General features: G+C 37.7%; 21 protein-coding genes. 12 read left to right on the forward strand and 9 right to left on the reverse strand.

Annotation, left to right across the window (positions count from 1 at the left end):
* The first annotated feature begins 17 nt into the window (after nucleotides 1–17).
* The 5 genes from QSG86_RS15405 to QSG86_RS15425 all read left to right on the forward strand — a co-directional run bounded on the left by QSG86_RS15405 (nucleotide 18) and on the right by QSG86_RS15425 (nucleotide 4,293).
* The gene (locus QSG86_RS15405; protein WP_317032302.1) at nucleotides 18–326 is read left to right on the forward strand and encodes a hypothetical protein; all 309 of its coding nucleotides are present in this window, start codon (nucleotides 18–20) and stop codon (nucleotides 324–326) included.
* Nucleotides 319–522, forward strand: coding sequence for a hypothetical protein (locus QSG86_RS15410; protein WP_317032303.1), 204 nt, complete (start codon nucleotides 319–321; stop codon nucleotides 520–522). The genes QSG86_RS15405 and QSG86_RS15410 overlap by 8 nt, the downstream gene beginning before the upstream one ends.
* Nucleotides 523–723 (forward strand): helix-turn-helix transcriptional regulator, encoded by a 201-nt coding sequence (locus tag QSG86_RS15415; protein ID WP_317032304.1) that lies wholly within the window; start codon nucleotides 523–525, stop codon nucleotides 721–723.
* A 732-nt stretch (nucleotides 724–1,455) separates the two neighbouring features.
* Entirely contained in the window at nucleotides 1,456–2,808 is a 1,353-nt protein-coding gene (locus tag QSG86_RS15420) for an OmpP1/FadL family transporter (protein ID WP_317032305.1), read from the forward strand.
* Between the two features lie 351 nt (nucleotides 2,809–3,159).
* Complete coding sequence (locus QSG86_RS15425) at nucleotides 3,160–4,293, forward strand: outer membrane protein transport protein (RefSeq protein ID WP_317032306.1); 1,134 nt, start codon at nucleotides 3,160–3,162, stop codon at nucleotides 4,291–4,293.
* A gap of 145 nt (nucleotides 4,294–4,438) precedes the next feature.
* On the opposite strand, the gene thrH is transcribed toward QSG86_RS15425, so the two are convergent.
* Nucleotides 4,439–5,056: a bifunctional phosphoserine phosphatase/homoserine phosphotransferase ThrH gene (gene thrH, locus QSG86_RS15430; protein WP_317032307.1), complete on the reverse strand. Its 618-nt coding sequence runs from the start codon at nucleotides 5,054–5,056 to the stop codon at nucleotides 4,439–4,441.
* Nucleotides 5,057–5,255: 199 nt separating this feature from the next.
* On the opposite strand from thrH, the gene QSG86_RS15435 reads away from it, so the two are divergent.
* Both QSG86_RS15435 and QSG86_RS15440 read left to right on the forward strand, forming a co-directional pair.
* Nucleotides 5,256–5,987 carry a phosphoadenylyl-sulfate reductase gene (locus QSG86_RS15435; protein WP_317032308.1) on the forward strand — a complete coding sequence of 244 codons (732 nt, stop codon included), beginning with the start codon at nucleotides 5,256–5,258 and terminating at the stop codon, nucleotides 5,985–5,987.
* A gap of 417 nt (nucleotides 5,988–6,404) precedes the next feature.
* Nucleotides 6,405–7,766: a wax ester/triacylglycerol synthase family O-acyltransferase gene (locus QSG86_RS15440; protein ID WP_317032309.1), complete on the forward strand. Its 1,362-nt coding sequence runs from the start codon at nucleotides 6,405–6,407 to the stop codon at nucleotides 7,764–7,766.
* A gap of 38 nt (nucleotides 7,767–7,804) precedes the next feature.
* Here QSG86_RS15440 and QSG86_RS15445 read toward each other — a convergent pair whose 3' ends face one another.
* The 6 genes from QSG86_RS15445 to QSG86_RS15470 all read right to left on the reverse strand — a co-directional run bounded on the left by QSG86_RS15445 (nucleotide 7,805) and on the right by QSG86_RS15470 (nucleotide 12,560).
* The gene (locus tag QSG86_RS15445; RefSeq protein WP_317032609.1) at nucleotides 7,805–7,975 is read right to left on the reverse strand and encodes a PA1571 family protein; all 171 of its coding nucleotides are present in this window, start codon (nucleotides 7,973–7,975) and stop codon (nucleotides 7,805–7,807) included.
* 127 nt (nucleotides 7,976–8,102) lie between these two features.
* Nucleotides 8,103–9,557, reverse strand: a complete 1,455-nt coding sequence (rng, locus tag QSG86_RS15450; protein WP_317032310.1) for a ribonuclease G — start codon at nucleotides 9,555–9,557, stop codon at nucleotides 8,103–8,105.
* Nucleotides 9,558–9,595: 38 nt separating this feature from the next.
* A complete protein-coding gene (locus tag QSG86_RS15455; RefSeq protein ID WP_317032311.1) occupies nucleotides 9,596–10,162 on the reverse strand; it encodes a Maf family nucleotide pyrophosphatase in 567 nt (188 codons plus the stop codon).
* Nucleotides 10,150–10,653, reverse strand: a complete 504-nt coding sequence (gene mreD, locus QSG86_RS15460; protein WP_317032312.1) for a rod shape-determining protein MreD — start codon at nucleotides 10,651–10,653, stop codon at nucleotides 10,150–10,152. Before mreD ends, QSG86_RS15455 begins: the two co-directional genes overlap by 13 nt.
* Complete coding sequence (gene mreC, locus QSG86_RS15465) at nucleotides 10,640–11,497, reverse strand: rod shape-determining protein MreC (RefSeq protein WP_317032313.1); 858 nt, start codon at nucleotides 11,495–11,497, stop codon at nucleotides 10,640–10,642. Before mreC ends, mreD begins: the two co-directional genes overlap by 14 nt.
* A gap of 16 nt (nucleotides 11,498–11,513) precedes the next feature.
* On the reverse strand, nucleotides 11,514–12,560 hold the full coding sequence (locus QSG86_RS15470; protein WP_317032314.1) for a rod shape-determining protein: 1,047 nt from the start codon (nucleotides 12,558–12,560) through the stop codon (nucleotides 11,514–11,516).
* 133 nt (nucleotides 12,561–12,693) lie between these two features.
* On the opposite strand from QSG86_RS15470, the gene gatC reads away from it, so the two are divergent.
* The 5 genes from gatC to QSG86_RS15495 all read left to right on the forward strand — a co-directional run bounded on the left by gatC (nucleotide 12,694) and on the right by QSG86_RS15495 (nucleotide 18,201).
* Nucleotides 12,694–13,008 (forward strand): Asp-tRNA(Asn)/Glu-tRNA(Gln) amidotransferase subunit GatC, encoded by a 315-nt coding sequence (gatC, locus tag QSG86_RS15475; RefSeq protein ID WP_317032315.1) that lies wholly within the window; start codon nucleotides 12,694–12,696, stop codon nucleotides 13,006–13,008.
* 54 nt (nucleotides 13,009–13,062) lie between these two features.
* A complete protein-coding gene (gatA, locus tag QSG86_RS15480) occupies nucleotides 13,063–14,541 on the forward strand; it encodes an Asp-tRNA(Asn)/Glu-tRNA(Gln) amidotransferase subunit GatA (RefSeq protein ID WP_317032316.1) in 1,479 nt (492 codons plus the stop codon).
* Nucleotides 14,541–16,022 (forward strand): Asp-tRNA(Asn)/Glu-tRNA(Gln) amidotransferase subunit GatB, encoded by a 1,482-nt coding sequence (gene gatB / locus QSG86_RS15485; RefSeq protein ID WP_317032317.1) that lies wholly within the window; start codon nucleotides 14,541–14,543, stop codon nucleotides 16,020–16,022. Before gatA ends, gatB begins: the two co-directional genes overlap by 1 nt.
* A 168-nt stretch (nucleotides 16,023–16,190) precedes the next feature.
* A complete protein-coding gene (gene yddG, locus QSG86_RS15490) occupies nucleotides 16,191–17,123 on the forward strand; it encodes an aromatic amino acid DMT transporter YddG (protein ID WP_317032318.1) in 933 nt (310 codons plus the stop codon).
* Between the two features lie 346 nt (nucleotides 17,124–17,469).
* Entirely contained in the window at nucleotides 17,470–18,201 is a 732-nt protein-coding gene (locus tag QSG86_RS15495) for a carbonic anhydrase family protein (protein WP_317032319.1), read from the forward strand.
* Between the two features lie 162 nt (nucleotides 18,202–18,363).
* Here QSG86_RS15495 and QSG86_RS15500 read toward each other — a convergent pair whose 3' ends face one another.
* Nucleotides 18,364–18,834, reverse strand: coding sequence for a hypothetical protein (locus QSG86_RS15500; RefSeq protein WP_410487502.1), 471 nt, complete (start codon nucleotides 18,832–18,834; stop codon nucleotides 18,364–18,366).
* A 140-nt stretch (nucleotides 18,835–18,974) separates the two neighbouring features.
* Nucleotides 18,975–20,171, reverse strand: coding sequence for a peptide antibiotic transporter SbmA (gene sbmA, locus QSG86_RS15505; protein ID WP_317032320.1), 1,197 nt, complete (start codon nucleotides 20,169–20,171; stop codon nucleotides 18,975–18,977).
* Nucleotides 20,172–20,532 lie beyond the last annotated feature (361 nt).

The following is a 20,532-nucleotide window of genomic DNA, read 5'->3' on the forward strand; positions in this document are numbered from 1 at the left end:
TAAACGGGAATACAGGCATGTCAAGCGAGTGCCTAATGGCAACAATACTTAATGGTGGTCCTGTAAGTGGTAATGGGTGGGCGACTTATTTTCATCCCAGAGATCCAAGTGATTTTAAGCGTTGTATTGGACTTCTTGAAGCTGTGCCAACGTTTCGATCACACTTATCTTTAATGAAAAATGTTTCTAAGGAGTGGTCTGTACTAGTCGAGCATTGGGATGAGTTGGAAGTGTTATTAAAAGAAGAAATTCCGCAACGTTCAGCACCAAGAACATACGCTCGAATGAAAGAATTATTTAACTCTGTGGAACCAACCCATGACTAATAATTTCCAGTGCCATAAATGCAATATTAAAGTTGAAGTGCGTGACTGCCCTGTTTGTAAAACAGATGCTCACATGCTGGATCTAAATAATCCGATGGATGCATTTATCGCTAATGGCGGTTTTGATCAGGCAATGACTAAAGCAGCGGAAAGTTTGCCTGAAGGTGTGGTTGAGAGTTTGAAGGAGATTAGTTGAATGAGTTTAAGACTCTTGAATATTGAGCAAGTTGTCGAAAAAGTTAATATTTCAAAGCCGACTATATATAACTGGATCAAAAGTGGCTACTTCCCTTCTTCTGTATTATTTGGCAATGGGAAAAGACAGCTTGCTAGATGGAATGAAGAAGAAATTGACGATTGGATTAAACAACATTACACTCAACCTAGAGCCTCTTAATTGAGGCTTTAATTTTATTAGGACTTATTCTTTTAGCGGTATATATAACGGTATCATTATTTTTTACTTAAAAATAAACGATATAATACAGTAACTTAAATTCATGTTTCTAGTCCCGCAGGGCGCACCATCCTGATCACAAAATGATGATTTATCTTAAACGCTCTGGTAAATATGGTGAGCTTTTAGTCATCGATTGGCCTTTAAATCCTAAAAATTAAATCGATCATCAATCATATTTCGCCATTAGACTCAGTACCTCATCCTCTATTTTGATCATCAATCTGATCAATGCATATTATATTTTAGGCAAGACAAACTATCATTCAGTCAATCAATAACAGATCATCCTTTGTAAATTAATTCTGCTACGATCTGGTGAACATAACAGTCAATTTACTGTCATTTTGCAATGATTTGGTCAAAATAAAAAAAAATACTGTTTAAGCAAAAAATTTATCTTTTTTTTTATTTCCTTACATCAATTAAATAAGCATTTGAAATTTAAGCTTTCATTGAGAATTTTCAATTTATCAGATCGCCTTTATATGCCATTTGCCTGTTTTTTAAACTAAGCATTCACCTTTAGAGCATTTACTCTTATTGCAATTATGGTATTTTGAGCACATGGAGCATACGATAATTTCAAGTAACGAAATAATATCTCCAAATCACACATAAAAGTAATAGCACAAAGTGATGATAACTTTGCATCTCAAGGGAACATGAAGAATGAAACTAACAACTCTTAGCACCGCAATGATTCTAGCGACAATACCCATGACGGGTGCTTTTGCAGCAGCCATGGATCGTTCTGGTCAACCAATTTCTGCTTTTTTACAGCCAGGTAATTATTTTGAAGCAGGGATTTCTGTTTTAGATCCAACCGTGACCGGACAAGAAATCTCCGCTTTGGGTGGTGACAATATTGACAATATGGGTAGTGATTACTATTTCCCTGGGGCAGCATTAAAATTTCAAGTTAATGATCAATTTTCTGTTGGTTTTCTTTATGACCAACCTTTTGGTGCCAAAGCACAATATAAAGGTGAAAATGCTTTTGTAGCATCAAACCAAGATATTATTTTAAGTTCACTCCCCTCTATAACCACAGATTTATTAGAAAAGAAGGGACTACCAATTCCTGAAGGTGCAACATCCGTTAAGGTAGATACCCAAAGCTTTTCATTTTTAATGGGTTATCAACCGAACGCAAATTGGAATTTTTATGCAGGCCCAGTCTACCAAACCATTAAAGCAGATGTCAGTTTACGTGGTTCAGCTTATAGTGCCTATAATGGCTATGATGCCCATATTAAAGAAAATGGCGATTGGGGTTGGCTCGCAGGTTTAGCATACCAAATTCCTGAAATTGCCCTTAAAGCCTCATTAACCTATCGTTCAAAAATCGATTATAGCTTTAACGCAGATGAAAATTTAGCATTAGCAGATTCATTACTTGCCGCTTTACCTGAATTATCAAATAAAATTGGAAATTTACCTCCCGCAGAACAACTTAAAATAGCTAATGCTATCAAAGGTTTAGCTGCTGCAAACAATGCATCAGGAACAACAAAATTATCAACACCACAATCGGTAAACTTTGATTTCCAAACTGGAATTATGGAAGATACCGTTGCTTTTGCTAATATACGCTGGGTACATTGGAAAGACTTTGCGATTCAACCATATAAATTTGGTGCTGCGTCTCAAATCGTTGGTTCCTTGGTCGGCAAGCCAAATGGTTTTAATCTAGTTGAATACTCTAAAGATCAATGGTCTATTTCCACAGGTCTTGGTCGTAAATTTACCGATCAATGGGCCGGTAATTTCTCGATTGGCTGGGATTCTGGCGCAGGGAATCCAGTCACCACCCTTGGACCAACCAAAGGCTATTGGAGCTTAGGTTTAGGGGGACAGTATAGTCCGGCGAAAGATTACTTTATTCAAGCTGGGGTACGTTACTTCTGGCTAGGTGATGCCAAAGCACAAACCGGCGCACAAGCAGGAACCTCTAATTACGTGGCAACCTTCGATAAAAACCATGCTTTGGGTTATATGATGAAAATTGGCTATCGCTTCTAATCACTTCATACCCACAACGTAACAAAATGCCAATGATGCCAATCATTGGCATTTTTTCTATCTACGCTGAACACCTCATGATTTCTTATCCCGATCGTGCCATAAGACCACTGACCATTGCTGTTTTTTTCAGCAATCAGATCATGCTTTCCATTTCACTTTTATAAAGTAAAAACTCTAATTAACTTATTCATTTTAAAATAGTAATTTTATTTTTTTAGATTTTTTACTCTATTTTTTGCTAAATTTGTGATCTAAATCGTGTTTTAAAAGCAAAACAGAGTATTTACTCTTTTTTTATTTATGTTAGCTTTCCAGCACATTTTGGTTAAAAATAGCATCAGGGACACCATGAAGCTGAAAAATTTATCAATTGTGCTGTGTTTAAGCACTCTTCCACTCTCTGCCATTGCGGCAGGTTTAGACCGTTCTGGTCAATCTATTGCGGCATTTTTACAACCAGGTAATTATGCTGAAGCCAGTTATCATGTATTAGATCCAAACGTTCAAGGACAAGATAAGAGCAATAATGCGGTTGGTGACATGGGAAAAAGTTATAGCTTTCCGACTGCAGCCATTAAAGTTCAAGCCACAGATCAAATTTCTGTCGGTCTTTTATATGATCAACCTTATGGTGCTGATGCTCAATATGCAGTAGATGGTTCAGATTTTGCGACTGCAACAGAAGGGACCCGTGTTAAAGTTCGTACCAATAATTTAACTGCTTTAATTGGTTATCAACCGACTGAAAACTGGAATGTCTATGCAGGACCCGTCTGGCAAACAGTTAAAGCTGATATTGCTTTACGTGGTGATGCCTATAGTAGCCTGAGTGGTTATAATATTGATGTTAAGGAAAAAGAAGCTTATGGTTGGGTGGCTGGTGCGGCCTACCAAATTCCGGAAATTGCCCTTAAAGCGTCTATAACATATCGCTCTGAAATTAAACATAACGCTCAGTCTACAGAAAGTCATCCTAGGTTTGGTTCATTTGTAACATCTTTACAAGCAGTCACTCCACAATCGGTTAATATTGATTTACAAACAGGAATTACACAAAACACGTTGGCCTTTGCCAATATGCGCTGGGTACATTGGGATCAATTTGTTGTTAGTCCACAAATATTAGGTGATACCACTGAAAAATTAACTAAAATACGCCAAGATCTCATCTCATATAGTAAAGACCAATATTCAATTAGTACCGGTCTTGCACATAAATTTAATGACCAATGGGCAGGTACTGCTTTAGTTGGCTGGGATTCTGGTGCAGGTAATCCTGTGACTGTTCTTGGTCCAACAGAAGGTTACTGGAGTGTAGGCCTAGGTGGGCAATATAGTCCAGCACCAGATTATTTTATTCAAGCGGGAATGAAATATTTTTGGCTCGGTGATGCAGAGGGTCAAACCGGTGGAACCGTCAAAGGTTATTTTGAAAATAACCACGCCCTTGGTTATAGCGTCAAGATCGGTTATCGCTTCTAAGCTTTAAATACGTTTAATGCGTTGGCTTTGTTCATGTTTCATAAAATAAGTCTGCAATATGTAAACTTATTTCAGAACAGGACAGAAACAAAAATTAAAAAGGCGCCCTATTCCAGAGCGCCTTTTTGATTTTAAAAGCAATCGATTATGCAGGAATATCGCGTACCGAAGCTTGGCGAATAGCTTCTTTTAATGCAGCATAACCATGAATGGCTGGGAACTGTGGAAATTCTGCAATCACATTGTCTGGTGCATCAAACAAGAAACCTGCATCAGCTTCACCCAACATAGTGGTATCATTATATGAATCACCAGCAGCAATCACACGGAAGTTTAAACCATGCAATGCTTGTACGGCTTTACGCTTTTGGTCTGGCTGACGTAATTTATAAGCTTTGATCATGCCTTGATCATCTGTTTCTAATTTATGACAGAAAATAGTTGGCCAACCCAACTGTTGCATTAATGGATGTGCAAATTCATAAAAAGTATCAGAAAGAATAATCAGTTGAAAATGAGTACGAACCCATTCAACAAACTCTTTTGCCCCTTCAAATGGCCCCATATCAGCAATAACCGCTTGAATATCATTTAATCCTAAGCCATGTTGCTTTAAGATATTTAAACGCTGAGTCATCAATACATCATAGTCAGGAATATCACGCGTGGTTGCTTCTAACTCTTTAATTCCTGTTTTTTTTGCAAAATTAATCCAAATTTCTGGAACCAATACACCTTCTAAGTCAAGACAAACAATTTCCATGGATACTCCCAAATATCACAATTAAAAAACTGTCCTATCATATCTGAAGAATAGTGATTTGCATTGCTATTTTTTTAAATCTATTTTTTTCATATCGTTTTATTTTTTAATGCTAAGTACTATTTAGCAATTCTATTAAAATAGTCAGCAAACTATTTAATATAGGTTTTTATTGCCAAGCCTATTTGCCAGGACTCTCATGACCACTATTCCAACCATTGATATGATTGATGCACTCGCTGCTGAGTATGCAACAAAATCGCCAAACGAAATCTTACAACTTGCACTCAATCAAACAGGTGAAATTGCTATTTCATTTTCGGGGGCTGAAGATGTTGTACTGATTGATATGGCATCTCATTTAGGAAAACCTTTCCGCGTTTTTAGTCTAGATACTGGACGCCTACATCAAGAAACCTATCAATTTATAGAAAAAGTCCGCCAACACTACAATATTGAAATTGAAATCTGTTTTCCAGAAACAACCGCAGTAGAAAAACTGGTAACAGAAAAAGGTTTATTTAGCTTTTATCAAGATAATCATCAAGAGTGCTGTGGAATTCGTAAAGTACAACCTTTACGTAAAAAATTAGCCACCTTAGATGGCTGGATTACTGGTCAACGTAAAGATCAAAGCCCAGGTACACGTCATGAAATTCCAGTGATTCAACTTGATCAGGGTTTTTCAGGACCAAATCGCCAATTGATCAAATATAATCCTTTGGCAAACTGGTCAAGTGCTGATGTATGGAACTATATTCGTATGATGGAAATTCCCTTTAATCCCTTACATGAAAAAGGTTTTATTTCCATTGGCTGTGAACCTTGTACACGCCCAGTATTACCCAATCAACATGAACGTGAAGGACGCTGGTGGTGGGAAGAAGCAACCCATAAAGAATGTGGCTTACATGCAGGTAATTTAAAATAATCGATCAGTATTATCGTGACACAACAATTTGACATTCTCACCGCCTTAAAAAACTGCGTGTTATGCTCAATATAATCAATAGTATAGAATTAATCTCTATACTATTGATCTGTTTGATAGATTATAACAACGCCATCTGCACTGCATAGTTAAAGCCAACTGATCAACCACATATTCCTAGTCCCCTTACTTTTAAATCAACAATAAGGCATTCAAAGCTAATCGATAATTTTATGAATAAAAAGTTGAAGAATTTAACTTTATCCTGTTATGAGCAACAAATATTTTTATAAATCTGGATCATCCGCTATATTTGATCAGGAAAGTGTTTATAATTTAGCAGCAACCCTTAACTTTTATCTCAATATGGCCACTCATAATGGAGTAGCAAATTTTTGCAATGAGGCAATAAAGATTATGCGTCCATTACATCCAATTGACTTTATTTTTCTTTCATTGGAAAAAAGACAGCAACCTATGCATGTAGGTGGACTTTTTTTATTTCAAATTCCAGCTCATGCACCTGCTTCATTTATTCAAGATCTCGTGAGTGAAATTAGACAAAGCAAATCAATTCCTGTCCCTCCTTTTAACAATAAATTAAATGGACTATTTTGGGATGAAGATGAGGAGTTTGATTTAGATCATCATTTTCGCCATATTGCGCTACCTAAACCCGGTCGTATTCGTGAATTATTTACTTATATTTCACAAGAACATAGCTCATTACTTGATCGTGCCAAGCCGCTATGGACCTGTAATTTAATTGAAGGGATTGAAGGGCATCGTTTTGCATTATACTTTAAAATTCATCATGCAATGGTCGATGGTATTGCCGGTATGCGTTTGGTTGAAAAATCACTTGCACATGACCCACATCGTAAAAGTATTGTACCACCGTGGTGTGTGCAAACTCATTCTGCACCACATCCTAAAAAACATCGTTTACATAACATGATGACAGGGATTAAAAGTCAGTTGGCATCCACGCCTCGCGCACTGTATGAATTATCACAAACCATGATTAAAGATATGGGGCGTAATCCTGATTATGTTTCCAGCTTCCAAGCACCTGTCACCCTTTTAAATCAACGAGTAAGTTCATCTCGTCGCTTTGCTGCACAATCTTTTGAGTTAGCACGACTAAAAAAAATTGCTAAAAATTTTAATGTCACACTCAATGATGTCATTTTGGCCATTTGTTCTGGAGCACTACGTCAATATCTGATCCTGCATGATGCTTTACCGGAAAAACCTTTAATTGCAATGATTCCAGCATCAATACGTGAGGATGATTCGGATGTCTCCAACCGTATTACTATGATTCTGGCCAATTTAGCCACCAATCAGACTGACCCATTAGCACGTTTGATGACGATTCATCGTAGTGTATTAAATGCAAAACAAAAATTTAGGCGTATGAGTGCCAATCAGATTCTCAGTTATAGTGCTTTTGTGTACAGTTTGGCCGGCCTGAATATTCTTTCTGGTTTAATGCCACAACGACAAGCATTTAATCTGGTGATTTCTAACGTACCTGGTCCACGTGAACCCTTATATTGGAATGGTGCCAAACTCGACGCCTTATACCCTGCTTCGATTGTACTTGATGGTCAAGCATTGAATATCACGATGACCAGTTATCTCGATAAACTTGAAGTTGGCTTGATCGCCTGTCGCGATATATTGCCTAAAATGCAGAACCTGCTTATTTACTTAGAAGATGAAATTCAACAATTTGAAACGATTATGACCACGGCTGAATCATCATCACTCTAGCTTATTAAGATTGAAACTAAAGGGCTGAATTCAGCCCTTTAGTTTTTAATATTACGACATTGCTTGAGCAGTTGATGACACACTGTCGTCACCATTGCTGTTGTGATTTGCACTTCTTTACCTTCAGCATTGACCAAATAAGCCTGATGGGTATTCTGGCCTTCTAATGCTTTTACGCTATCTTGAATTACAACATTACTTACATTCATCTTTGCACCTCTTGGCTTAGACATCTAACACGTGTCCTTCATTAGCTAGTCAATGTAGTATTGTAAATTTCAGAATAAAAGTAAAATTTCAGTTGTAACAACTGGTTAACGATATTCTGTTACAATTTCAACTTAAAATGATATCGTATTGCTCTTGCGTGTATAAATTTTCTACTTGAAATTTAATTACACGGTTAAGAAAATGTTCTAAATCAGCAACAGAACTGGCCTCTACGGTGAGCAACCGATCAATCACTTGCGGATGTGCAACAACAGTAAAGCCGCTCTGTGACTCATATGCACGTGCATATCGCATAATTTCACGAAAGATTTCGTAACATATTGACTCTGCTGTTTTTACAAAACCACGCCCTTGACATGTTTGGCAAGATTCACACAATAAATGCTCTAAAGATTCACGTGTTCTTTTTCGTGTCATTTCAACCAAACCAAGTTCAGAAACTTGCGTAATCTTAGTTTTTGCATGATCACGTTCTAGCATACGTTCAAATTGTGTTAACACCTCTTCACGATGATGTGATTCTTGCATATCAATAAAATCAATAATAATAATACCACCTAAGTTTCTTAATCTGAGTTGGCGTGCAATTACCTTAGTGGCTTCCATATTGGTTTTAAAAACTGTATCTTCCAAGGAGCGGCCACCGACATAAGAGCCAGTATTCACATCAATGGTTGCCATGGCCTCAGTTTGATCAATCATCAAATAGCCACCAGATTTTAATGCAACCCGCGTTTGTAATGCTTTTTGAATATCCTCTTCAACATTATATAAATCAAAAATTGGCCGCTCACCTGGATAATGTATCAGCCGATCTTGCATCATGGGTACAAATTCTTTAACAAATTCTTTTAATTTGCCATAAATTTCACGTGAATCGACTAAAATTTTTGCTGTATCTTCACTGGCAAGATCACGAATAATGCGCTGTGGTAATGGTAATTCTTCAAAAACAAGTGCTGGAGCAGTAATCAATTGCTGGGTACGTTGAATATATTCCCATAGCTTGACCAGATAGGTCATATCTTGTGCTAATGCATCTTCATCCACACCATCTGCGGCTGTTCTAACAATTACTGATCCGGGTAACTTATGCTGCGTTTGAATCTTTTCAATAATCTTACGTAAACGTTCTCGTTCTTCTTCAGATTCAATTCGCTGTGAAACACCCAAATGATTACCAAAGGGCATTAACACCAAATAACGCGAAGGAATGGAAAGATCTGTACTTAAACGGGCACCTTTCGTACCCAGCATATCTTTCATCACCTGAACACTGAGAATTTGTCCCGGTTGTAAAAGATCAAAGACATTCGGTGTAGGCTGATGGCGTGGCCAAACCATATCATTGATATGTAGGAAAGCAGTACGTGATAGACCAATATCAACAAATGCAGCTTGCATCCCCGGTAAAACCCGTACGACCTTACCTTTGTAAATATTACCTACCAAACCACGTTTTGCAGTACGTTCAACAAATAACTCATTGACTGTACCATTTTGGATTAATGCAACCCGACACTCCATAGGTGTCACATTAATCAATAATTCGTCAGACATAATAAAACTCAAAACATTATAAAAATTCTGTTCAGCAGTTAATTTAATGCCTTAACTGTCTGTAATAACTGTACTGTTTCAAAAAGTGGTAATCCAACAACATTACTATAACTCCCCTGAATTCGAGGAATATAACGTGCTGCTATGCCTTGAATAGCGTAAGCCCCTGCTTTACCGATTGGCTCACCTGTTGCCCAATAATCTTCCATATCATTGGCAGTCATCTTTTGAAATTCAACCGCAGTTGAAACGACTATACTGTGCTTTTGTTGTTTTGTCCGCACACATACACCAGAATATACATGATGCTGACGTCCAGAAAGTAAAGACCACATTGCAAATGCATGTTGCTTTGATTCTGGTTTTGCTAAAATATGTTGCTCTATCGCTACACTGGTATCCGCAGCAAGTACAATGGCATTTGGAAACTGTTTAAGTACAGCCTCTGCTTTTTGAGATGCCAAACGTTCAACATAATGCTCAACTTGCTCATTGGGATGTAATGTTTCATCAATATCAGGACTACAGATTTCAAACTGCAGGCCTAATTGTGATAAAAGCTCACGACGACGTGGTGAGCTTGAAGCAAGAATTATATGCGCCATTTTTTTAACAAATAATACATTACAGGCCAAACCAGAATACTACTAAGCAAGGGTTGCCCATGTCGGGTATAAACAAAAGCAATTCCTCCCATGACTTGCATTAAAAATGTCAGCATTAAATAAGCAATTAAGGCCAAAATGGTAATGACCCATAAGTTGTTAAAGGTCATTATATAGCGTTCTCGTGTTAAATAACGTGCTATAAATGTAATAACAACAAAACTTAAGGCATTCATTCCTAATGGAGCATCAATTAATAAATCTGTAAATAATCCTGTGGTAAATGCAAACCATACACCACACCATGTTGGCTGCCCCATAATCCAAAATAATACCACCATGAACATAAAACATGGTCGCCATCCAGAAATCGCATAAGAGAGCGGATAAACCGTCAAAACCGAAGCAATTACAACTGAAATAATAATCGGAAATAACGGATCTCTATTGGGTGTAGCACCTAAACGATTACCCAATTTAGCGATCAGCATAAGGTTGCTCCTTCGCTAAAGAATTGGAATACAACACCACAACATGATGCCCACTCGCGAGTTTTGCAGCAGGAATAACATCAATTTGAGCAAATTCGCCAGAATTATGACGACGAACTTTTGCTACCGTTCCCACAAGATAACCCGCAGGGAAATGCTCACCTAAGCCAGAACTATAAACTTTTTCACCGACTTTAATATCTGCACTGGTTGGGACATATTCCATTTTTAATAGACCTAAATCGCCAGTTCCAGAAACAATTGCACGCATACCACTACGCTCTAGATAGACAGATAATGCATGTTCTTTGTCTGATAACAGCATCACCCGACTACTTCTTGGTGAAACTGAAATAATTTGACCGACAATCCCTTTATCATCCAGTACGGTTTGACCCACTTTTAATTGATTTAAGGCACCACGGTTAATCACAATAATATGTCGTAATGGATCGGGATCCGTACCAATCACTTCAGCGATTTCCATACGACCATCAATAATTAAAGGTGTATCCAATAAACCACGTAAACGCGTATTTTCTGCAGAAAGTTCTGACAACTTTTGCAGTCGAACATTCGCTTGAGATAATTCTGCACGCATAGCGGTATTTTCACGTCTGAGTTGTGCTTCAGACTTACTTTGTTGACTTAACCATTCTCTCGAAAGTACGGGATAGCTTGCAACGGTATAAATTGGATTATAAGCCGTATACAAGACATCTCTTGCGGGTTGAATCACATGTGGCATACGGTAGTTAAAAAACAATATGACCAAACATGTAATCACCGCAATAACAAATGAGCGAAAAGATGGCGGTTGTCTGGAAAACAGATTTGCTTGCACCCATCTTTTCCTTTAGTTACCCAACGAACAGCATATCGTGATTTGGATTGTCAAAGAATTCTAGTACTTTACCACCACCACGTGTTACACAAGTCAGAGGCTCTTCTGCAACCACAACAGGCAAACCTGTTTCTTGTGATAACAGTTTGTCTAAATTACGTAATAATGCACCACCACCGGTAATAACAATACCGCGTTCTGCAATATCTGAAGATAATTCAGGCGGTGTTTGTTCTAAAGCTGATTTTACGGCTTGTACAATACTTTGTAATGGATCTGAAATCGCCTGAGCAATTTCATCTGAAGTTACAGTAATTGAACGTGGTACACCCTCAGCCAAATTACGCCCACGTACTTCAATCTCTAGTGGCGTTTGACCTTCTTCAACCAAAGCCATACCCACTTCTTTTTTAATGTTCTCTGCAGTTGTTTCACCAATTACACAACCATGTGCTTTACGCACATAATTAATAATTTGCTCATCAAATACATCTCCACCAATACGTAGAGAATCTGCATAAACACAGCCTTGTAAGGAAATAATGGCGATTTCCGTGGTACCACCACCGACATCGACCACCATTGAACCACAAGCTTGCTCAACGGGCATGCCAGCACCAATAGCTGCTGCCATAGGCTCTTCAATTAAACGTACATCTCGTGCACCTGCATTATAGACAGCTTCACGAATCGCACGGCGCTCAACCAGTGTTGATTTACACGGCACACATACCACAACACGAGGTGCAGGTGGGAATAAACGTTTTTCATGTACTTTACCAATAAATTGGTTCAACATGGTTTCAGTTACTTCAAAATCTGCAATAACACCATCTTTCATTGGACGGATTGCAGAAATATTCGCTGGGGTACGGCCTAACATCTGCTTTGCGTCAAGGCCTACAGCGACAACGATTTTTTGAGAACCACTGTGTCTGATTGCCACAACGGTAGGTTCATTTAATATAATACCTCTTCCTGGCGCATAAATAAGTGTATTTGCTGTACCTAAGTCAATGGCTAAATCAGGTGAAAACAAGCCAATTAGTCGTTTTAGAATCACGGAATCGTTCTCTATTAATCTTTGTGTAGACGCAAACGGTAACTTTAACTAAATGTGATGATTTGAACAAGTCAATCGCTTATTATAACGTACGATATTTTAATTTTTTTTTATATTGAATTTAGGTGATGTTATGTCTTTATCAGATACAGAGCAATCTGAAGGTCTAAATGCACAAACTGTAACACAAATTGCACATCTTGCTCGTTTGTCATTAAATGATACTCAATCTACTGAATATGCTCAAAGTCTCAACAAAATTTTAGGCATGATGGAAACTTTAAAAGCGATCAATACCGATGATGTTGAACCGTTAAAAAGTCCATTCGACCATCCTCAACCCTTACGTCAAGATCGTGTGACTGAACAGAACCATCGTGAAGAATATCAAGCCATTGCTCCTGCTGTTCAAGATGGCTTATATCTGGTTCCACGTGTAATTGAATAATTTTTACTCCGTTCAGACTATTTATCTTCAGTTATAGGCAAAGAATCTTTAATTATGTCCGATTTACACCATTTATCTATTCGTGAACTCTCAGAAGGTTTAGCACAAGCTAAATTTTCATCACGAGAACTTACACAACATTACTTAAAACGTATCGAAACACTCGATACACAAATTAAATCGTATGTCACTGTGACTGCCGAGCAAGCACTGGCTGAAGCAGATGCAGCAGATGCAGCACTAAAAGCAGGTCATGCCACTGCATTAACAGGCATTCCAATTGCACATAAAGATATTTTTTGTACTCAAGGAATAAAAACCACTGCGGGTTCAAAAATATTAGACAATTTTATTGCACCATATGATGCAACTGTTGTAGCAAAAGCCAAAGCTGCAGGTTTGGTGACTTTAGGTAAAGTTAACATGGATGAGTTCGCCATGGGCTCAACCTCTGAATCATCTTATTTTGGTGCAACCAAAAACCCTTGGGCACTTGATCATGTTCCAGGAGGATCTTCTGGTGGTTCTGCTGCGGCTGTTGCTGCAAATTTAGCACCTTTTGCAACAGGTACAGATACCGGTGGTTCTATTCGTCAACCAGCCTCATTCTGTGGACTGACCGGTTTAAAACCAACCTATGGACGTGTTTCTCGTTTTGGTATGATTGCCTATGCATCATCTTTAGATCAAGGTGGTCCAATGGCGCGTTCTGCAGCAGACTGTGCTTATCTCATGAATGTTATGGCTGGTCACGATGCTCAGGATTCAACCTCAGTACAACAGCCTGTTGATGATTATGTGGCGCAACTCAATGCAACTGCGCTCAAAGGTTTACGTATTGGTATTCCAAAACAATATTTTAATGTGACCGGATTAAATGCAGAAGTTAAGGCGCGTACTGAAGAAGCATTAAAACAATTGGAGCAACTGGGCGCAATCTTGGTAGAAATAGATCTACACATGACTGAAGCTTATGTGCCAACTTATTATTTAATCGCACCAGCAGAGGCATCCTCTAACTTGTCACGTTTTGATGGTGTACGCTATGGCTATCGCTGTGAAAATCCAGTGGATCTGATGGATTTATACAAGCGTTCACGCTCAGAAGGCTTTGGTACAGAAGTACAACGTCGTATTCTTATCGGTACCTATGCGCTATCTGCTGGCTATTACGATGCATACTACGTAAAAGCACAAAAAGTACGTCGCTTAATTCAACAAGACTTTTTAGCTGCATTTAAGCAAGTCGATGTCATTGCAGCACCATCTGCACCAACGACTGCCTATAAAATCGGAGCAAATTTAACTCCAGTTGAAATGTATTTAGGCGATATTTATACCATTGCTGTGAACCTTGCAGGTTTACCTGCCATTAATGCACCGGTTGGTTTTGATCAAAACCAATTACCGATTGGTTTACAACTGATTGGCCAATATTGGTCTGAGGCACAATTATTGTCTGTGATACATCAGTATCAACAAAGCACAAATTGGCATACAAAACGTGCTGCAATCGCTGAGGAGAATGCATAATGGCTCAAGCACAAAAAAATCCAACAGCAACATCTAACCTGATTGATGGTTGGGAAGTGGTCATTGGCATTGAAATTCATACCCAACTTGCGACACGTTCTAAAATTTTCTCTGGTGCATCAACTGAATTTGGTCAAGATCCAAATACACAGGCATGTCTTGTTGATTTGGCTATGCCTGGCGTATTACCTGTCTTAAATCAGGAGGTGGTTGATCTTGCCATCCGCTTTGGTTTAGGTGTCGATGCTTATATTGATCAAGCGTCTGTGTTTGCACGTAAAAATTACTTTTATCCAGATTCGCCTAAAGGTTATCAAATTAGTCAAATGGACAATCCTATTGTCGGTTTAGGTCATATTGATATTCAACTAGAAGATGGCTCGGTAAAACGTATTGGTATTACACGTGCACACCTCGAAGAGGATGCGGGTAAATCCATTCATGATCAATTTGAGGGTATGTCTGGTATTGACTTAAACCGTGCTGGAACACCATTACTTGAGATTGTGTCTGAACCCGATATGCGCTCTGTTGCTGAAGCTGTAGCATATATTAAAGCAATTCATAGCTTAGTACGCTGGTTAGGCATTTCTGACGGGAATATGGCGGAAGGTTCTTTCCGTGCCGACTGTAATGTTTCTTTGCGTCGACCTGGTCAACCTTTTGGTACACGCTGTGAATTAAAAAATCTCAACTCATTCCGTTTTATTGAACAAGCCATTAATGTTGAAATTGAACGTCAAATGGAAATTTTAGAGTGGGATGGTAGCATTGATCAGGAAACACGTTTATTCGATCCGATCAAAATGGAAACACGTTCCATGCGCTCTAAGGAAGAAGCAAATGATTATCGCTATTTTCCTGATCCAGATCTATTACCGGTCATCATTTCAGATCTACAAATTGATGCCATCAAAGCGACTATGCCAGAACTCCCTGCTGCACGCCGCGCACGTTTTGTAAATGATTTTACCATTACCGAATATGATGCTCATGTTTTAACACTGACGCGTGAAATGTCAGAGTTTTATGAAGCAGTTGTTCATGCTGCTGGTGGTGCAGCACAAGCTAAAATTGCAGCCAACTGGGTTATGGGTGAATTTTCTGGCGCACTCAATAAGGCAGGACTTGAATTAAATCAATCCCCTGTTCAAGCAGAACAACTAGGTGCAATGATTGCGCGTATTGTCGACAATACCATTAGCGGTAAAATCGCAAAACAAGTATTTGGTTTTATGTGGGAAGAAGGTAAAACTGCAGACGAAATTATTGCAGAAAAAGGCCTTAAACAGGAAACAGATACTGCTGCAATTGAGGCAATCATTAAGGAAGTACTCGCAGCCAATGAAAAAATGGTTGAAGAATACAAAGCTGGTAAAGATAAAGCCTTTAATGGTCTCGTTGGTCAGGTCATGAAAGCTTCTCGTGGCAAAGCCAATCCAGCACAAGTCAACGCGTTAATGAAACAATTAATTGGTTAATTTAATCAATTAAACTGCCCTGCTTGATTGACAACTGGCAATAGATGCTGGCATTAAATCAAGCAGGTTTTTTTGAGCTACTTACTGTATAAAAATAGCTAAATTTGTTCTGATTTAAAATTATATTTGGCGTTATACTAAAGTATCTTATCCTTGCATCCCGCACACATGACCAAAAATATTGCCACATTAATTGGTTTTAGCGCCATTTTACAATGGTCATCCATTGTGGGATTACTGAAAAAAGTCAGCTTTAGTATTGGTGCAGACTTGGCCGTATTATTTATGTATAGCCTCAGTACAATTTTACTCTTATTACTCTTTCGTATTCCTCATTTAAAACAAATGCCACGTCACTATCTGTATGGGGCAACGTTAATTTTTCTCGTCTACGAAATTTGTTTTTCTTATGCTATTGCCTTGGCACAAACAGCACAACAAGCAATTGAAATCAGCTTGGTGAATTATCTATGGCCAAGCATGACCATTGTATTATTAATTGTGTTTAAAGAACTCAAATTTAATTTTTTAGTGATTATTGGTTTATTGATTAGTCTATCTGGGGTGTTTTATATTCAAACTGGCAATGGACAAATAAGTCTATCGACAGTTATTGCCAATATTCAAACCAATCCAGCCAGTTATCTATTGTCTTTTATTGGTGCGATTTTATGGTCTATTTATTGTGTAATCACTAAAAAATATAGTGCAGGCCATAATCCGATTGCTTTTTTCTTTATAGTCATCACTGTAATGCTATGGCTTAAAATGTGGTTATTACATCCAGAACAATTTAGTAAAATTCCACATATTGATCCACATATCATGATCTATATGCTGATGGTTTCAATCGTGACTGGCTTGGGCTATGCCGCATGGAATATTGGTATTAATCAAGGCAATATTACCCTTTTAGTCACCTTATCCTATTTTAGTCCAATTTTCTCTTCTGTACTTTCTATGTGGATTTTACAGTCAACATTATCGTCTACCTTTTGGATTGGTGCGATAATGGTCACGTTAGGCTCATTTGTCTGCTGGATTTCCACCAATTGGCAAGTCATATATTACAAGCTCAGACAGCTTAGACGAATGATATAAATGCCAATCCGCAACCGTAACATCATCGCTATACCGGTATTATCGTAATCAATGTAACGCAACTATCTAGTTATACAATACTCATCATCAGCGCTGATCATGGGCAGTGATTTAAACTCTATCATGAGCCTATGATCAATTTGATCATTAATTTCATCAGTCTGTCACTATAAATACTTTATTTTATTTAATCTTTGATAGTATTTATTTGTATAAAAAATCAGCATATAAATAAGAAAGTTTTTTAACTCCCGTTCAGCTGATGATTTATGCTGCATTTTTTTTGCACTGCCCATTTAACTTTTACACAATATATTGTTACATTTACTATTAGGTTAAAATCAACATGAAATTTAAAGCAGTTATCGTGATGACGCTCTTTGCGTCACAAGCAATTTTTGCTGGCGCTAATTTAGATTGGGGCTATAGCGGTCAACAGGCACCGACGCATTGGGCTGAGATTAATCCCAAATATGCAGCATGTTCAGGACTTAACCAATCCCCAATTAATATCGATCAAACAGTTGATGCAAAATTGCCTCCATTGAAATTTAATTATTCTACCTCCAGTAAAAGCATTATCAACAATGCGCGCACGGTACAAATTAATTTCAACGAAGGCAATTTTTTATCTTTAGACCATAAACAGTTTGAACTTAAACAATTTCATTTACATAGCCCAAGCGAAAATCTGCTGCATGGCCAATCTTATCCGATGGAAATGCACTTGGTACATGCAAGCAAAGACGGTGAGTTAACCGTTGTTGCAGTCATGTTTAAAGAAGGTCAAGAAAATAAAAAACTGAAACAACTTTGGCAACAACTCCCTAAAACAGCAGGAGATGTCACTGCACTTAAACAGACAGATCTTGCAAGTGCATTTCTGCCTAAAACACTCGACTACTATCGTTTTAATGGTTCTTTAACCACACCACCATGTTCTGAAGGTGTACGCTGGATTGTCCTTAAAGAAATACAACAGGCGTCTCCTGAGCAAATTAAAGCTTTTTCTAGTCTAATGGAACACCCTAACAACCGTCCTGTTCAAGCACAAAATGCACGTCTAGTTTTAGAATAAGATTAAAGATCATTACTTTCCATAAAAAAAGACCTTAATTTAAGGTCTTTTTTTAGAATAATTTTAACGATTGCGTCACCTAAAGAGAGCGCCATGCCTCATTGGATTCAGGCAAGGAGCTGTATATAAGTGACTCGTCGTCTCGATCTAACACTGCGCATATTAGCGAATAATACCTATTTTTTGGAATAACTGCGGTGTTAAAAACGTGGTGGTTAATTTACCCCAATCCAGATAACGTAATACGCCTTTATATTGTTCTTTAATTTCAGGTGTTTTTAAAATTTGCGCACCCGTCTCCTGCCCTAGTGCCTGAAAACTACTGCCTACTGCCTGTATGCCATCATTTTGAATGACGGTCTTGGTTTCATTCGCACATTGCTCTAATAAAATACGTTGCAAAACTTGAGCAAGATTTTGATCCAAACGATCACGCTGTTCAGTTGTCACCTGACTATACGCCTGTAAATCTGGATGTGCTGACAATGCAACAAAAGTCCATTGTAATACAATACTTTTATCTGCTGCTGTTGTTGACGTTAATAGACACTGACTTAATTGATCTACACTGTCACTGGCGCGTGTCAACTGACTGGTCAATAACAATAACGATATCACCATCCATAACATCATACAAAAACGCTTATAGGGCTGTTGACCTAAACGCAACGCTGATATTATTGCTTCTTTCACCTTGTACACCCATTACCCACATACATTCTATAGACTAAAAAATAGCATGTATTGCGCGATAACGTTGATCTATTTTTATACTACTTATCATCTAAAATAGATTCAAATGCTTTTAAACGTTTATAAATCGATAATAATTCAATAATCGTGGTCCATGATGAAATCAGATATTGAAATGATTCTCGAACTTTACCAAAGACATTCAAAATTTGCATCATTAAACCCAAAGTAATGGTTCCAGCTGCAATACTTGGAAAAAGCATAAATAAGCCAAATAAGTTATCGAGCTGCATATACCAAATACGCACTAAATTAAAATAAGCATAATGAAAATATAATCTAAAATAATTCACACGAACTTGAGCAAATAATTCCTGTAGTTTTAATGGTTCAGCACGTGTCTCATAATCCTCACCATAAACCAGTTCTTTACGATAAGCCGCTTCTACTTTTTGATTATTAAACTCCAATCCAGGGAGTTTATAACCAACCGTCATTAATACGACTGTACCCAAAATGGCCCAGACAACTGCTGCCCAGACTAACGCATACGACAATTCTCCCACGACAGGTAAACGCTGAACATGAACTGATAATTGAACTAAAACAGGTAGAAAGGCAATTAATACCATAAGTGCTTCTACTAAATTCACGCCCAATCCTTCTACTGTTCTGGCAAAACGCATCGTATCTTCCTGAATACGTTGTGATGCACCTTCAATATGACGTAATTTTGCCCATCGTGCAGTATAAAAATCATTCATTGCCGTACGCCAACGAAAGATATAATGACTGACAAAAAATAAATTAAATACCGCAATGGTCACGGCAATCATGGCAATATAAAGAAAGGTTAATGTTTCAGCATAAAGTAAATGAACATTTCCACCACCATTACTGAGCATTTTTTGAATTAAGTCATAAAATGGGTTGTACCATGCATTAATCACCACATTGACTTGCACGCCAAACCAAATATTAAATAAAATAAAAGCAGAACCCCAAATCGACCAATTTTGCCAAGGATGATTGGTTTTTAATCGCCAGCCAAGTGCAAAAATCGTAGTCGCCATCAAAAACCATAGATAAAACCATAAAAAGTTAGGTGACCAGAAACGTGTTACATTAATGGGCAACTGCTCACTACTTACTGCGGTTAAACCAATATATGCGCCCCAATTGTGTCCACCGGAATACCACAGTGCCATATTTAAGCAACACCATAATAATAATGAGCTAAAAAACCATTTAGGATTGGGAAAGAACGATTTAAACACACTTATTCCTCAGTATTTTTTAAAAAAAAATAATTCCACATCAACATCATATATCCCCTATAACGTAAATTATTCGATGGGTCAATTGATGAGTTAATCTAACATATAACCGCTAGATTAATCTTTTCTTAACGTTATACCACCAGCTAAAATCAAATAGATTTAAGGCGATCGAAATGCACATTAAACTTGCTGATATTCTGTAAAATATTGGCTGAAGAAAATAGCGTTTTTTCGTGCTTATTTATTTTCAATTAGTCAAAAAAATTCTGCAAAGCATAGCCAGCGCTGTATAGTGTACTCTGTTTTCGATAAATTTTAATTTATGATTTGATTCATAATTATAATCTTCTTAAATTTA

It is taken from the genome of Acinetobacter sp. SAAs474 (assembly GCF_032823475.1).
Taxonomy (GTDB): Bacteria; Pseudomonadota; Gammaproteobacteria; order Pseudomonadales; family Moraxellaceae; genus Acinetobacter.

Excerpts from the sequence above, each read along its gene's own strand:
- QSG86_RS15405 (WP_317032302.1), top strand. The coding sequence starts at position 18 with ATGTCAAGCGAGTGCCTAATGGCAACAATACTTAATGGTGGTCCTGTA.
- QSG86_RS15410 (WP_317032303.1), top strand. The coding sequence starts at position 319 with ATGACTAATAATTTCCAGTGCCATAAATGCAATATTAAAGTTGAAGTG.
- QSG86_RS15415 (WP_317032304.1), top strand. The coding sequence starts at position 523 with ATGAGTTTAAGACTCTTGAATATTGAGCAAGTTGTCGAAAAAGTTAAT.
- QSG86_RS15420 (WP_317032305.1), top strand. The coding sequence starts at position 1,456 with ATGAAACTAACAACTCTTAGCACCGCAATGATTCTAGCGACAATACCC.
- QSG86_RS15425 (WP_317032306.1), top strand. The coding sequence starts at position 3,160 with ATGAAGCTGAAAAATTTATCAATTGTGCTGTGTTTAAGCACTCTTCCA.
- thrH (WP_317032307.1), bottom strand. The coding sequence starts at position 5,056 with ATGGAAATTGTTTGTCTTGACTTAGAAGGTGTATTGGTTCCAGAAATT.
- QSG86_RS15435 (WP_317032308.1), top strand. The coding sequence starts at position 5,256 with ATGACCACTATTCCAACCATTGATATGATTGATGCACTCGCTGCTGAG.
- QSG86_RS15440 (WP_317032309.1), top strand. The coding sequence starts at position 6,405 with ATGCGTCCATTACATCCAATTGACTTTATTTTTCTTTCATTGGAAAAA.
- QSG86_RS15445 (WP_317032609.1), bottom strand. The coding sequence starts at position 7,975 with ATGAATGTAAGTAATGTTGTAATTCAAGATAGCGTAAAAGCATTAGAA.
- rng (WP_317032310.1), bottom strand. The coding sequence starts at position 9,557 with ATGTCTGACGAATTATTGATTAATGTGACACCTATGGAGTGTCGGGTT.
- QSG86_RS15455 (WP_317032311.1), bottom strand. The coding sequence starts at position 10,162 with ATGGCGCATATAATTCTTGCTTCAAGCTCACCACGTCGTCGTGAGCTT.
- mreD (WP_317032312.1), bottom strand. The coding sequence starts at position 10,653 with ATGCTGATCGCTAAATTGGGTAATCGTTTAGGTGCTACACCCAATAGA.
- gatC (WP_317032315.1), top strand. The coding sequence starts at position 12,694 with ATGTCTTTATCAGATACAGAGCAATCTGAAGGTCTAAATGCACAAACT.
- gatA (WP_317032316.1), top strand. The coding sequence starts at position 13,063 with ATGTCCGATTTACACCATTTATCTATTCGTGAACTCTCAGAAGGTTTA.
- gatB (WP_317032317.1), top strand. The coding sequence starts at position 14,541 with ATGGCTCAAGCACAAAAAAATCCAACAGCAACATCTAACCTGATTGAT.
- yddG (WP_317032318.1), top strand. The coding sequence starts at position 16,191 with ATGACCAAAAATATTGCCACATTAATTGGTTTTAGCGCCATTTTACAA.
- QSG86_RS15495 (WP_317032319.1), top strand. The coding sequence starts at position 17,470 with ATGAAATTTAAAGCAGTTATCGTGATGACGCTCTTTGCGTCACAAGCA.
- QSG86_RS15500 (WP_410487502.1), bottom strand. The coding sequence starts at position 18,834 with ATGATGTTATGGATGGTGATATCGTTATTGTTATTGACCAGTCAGTTG.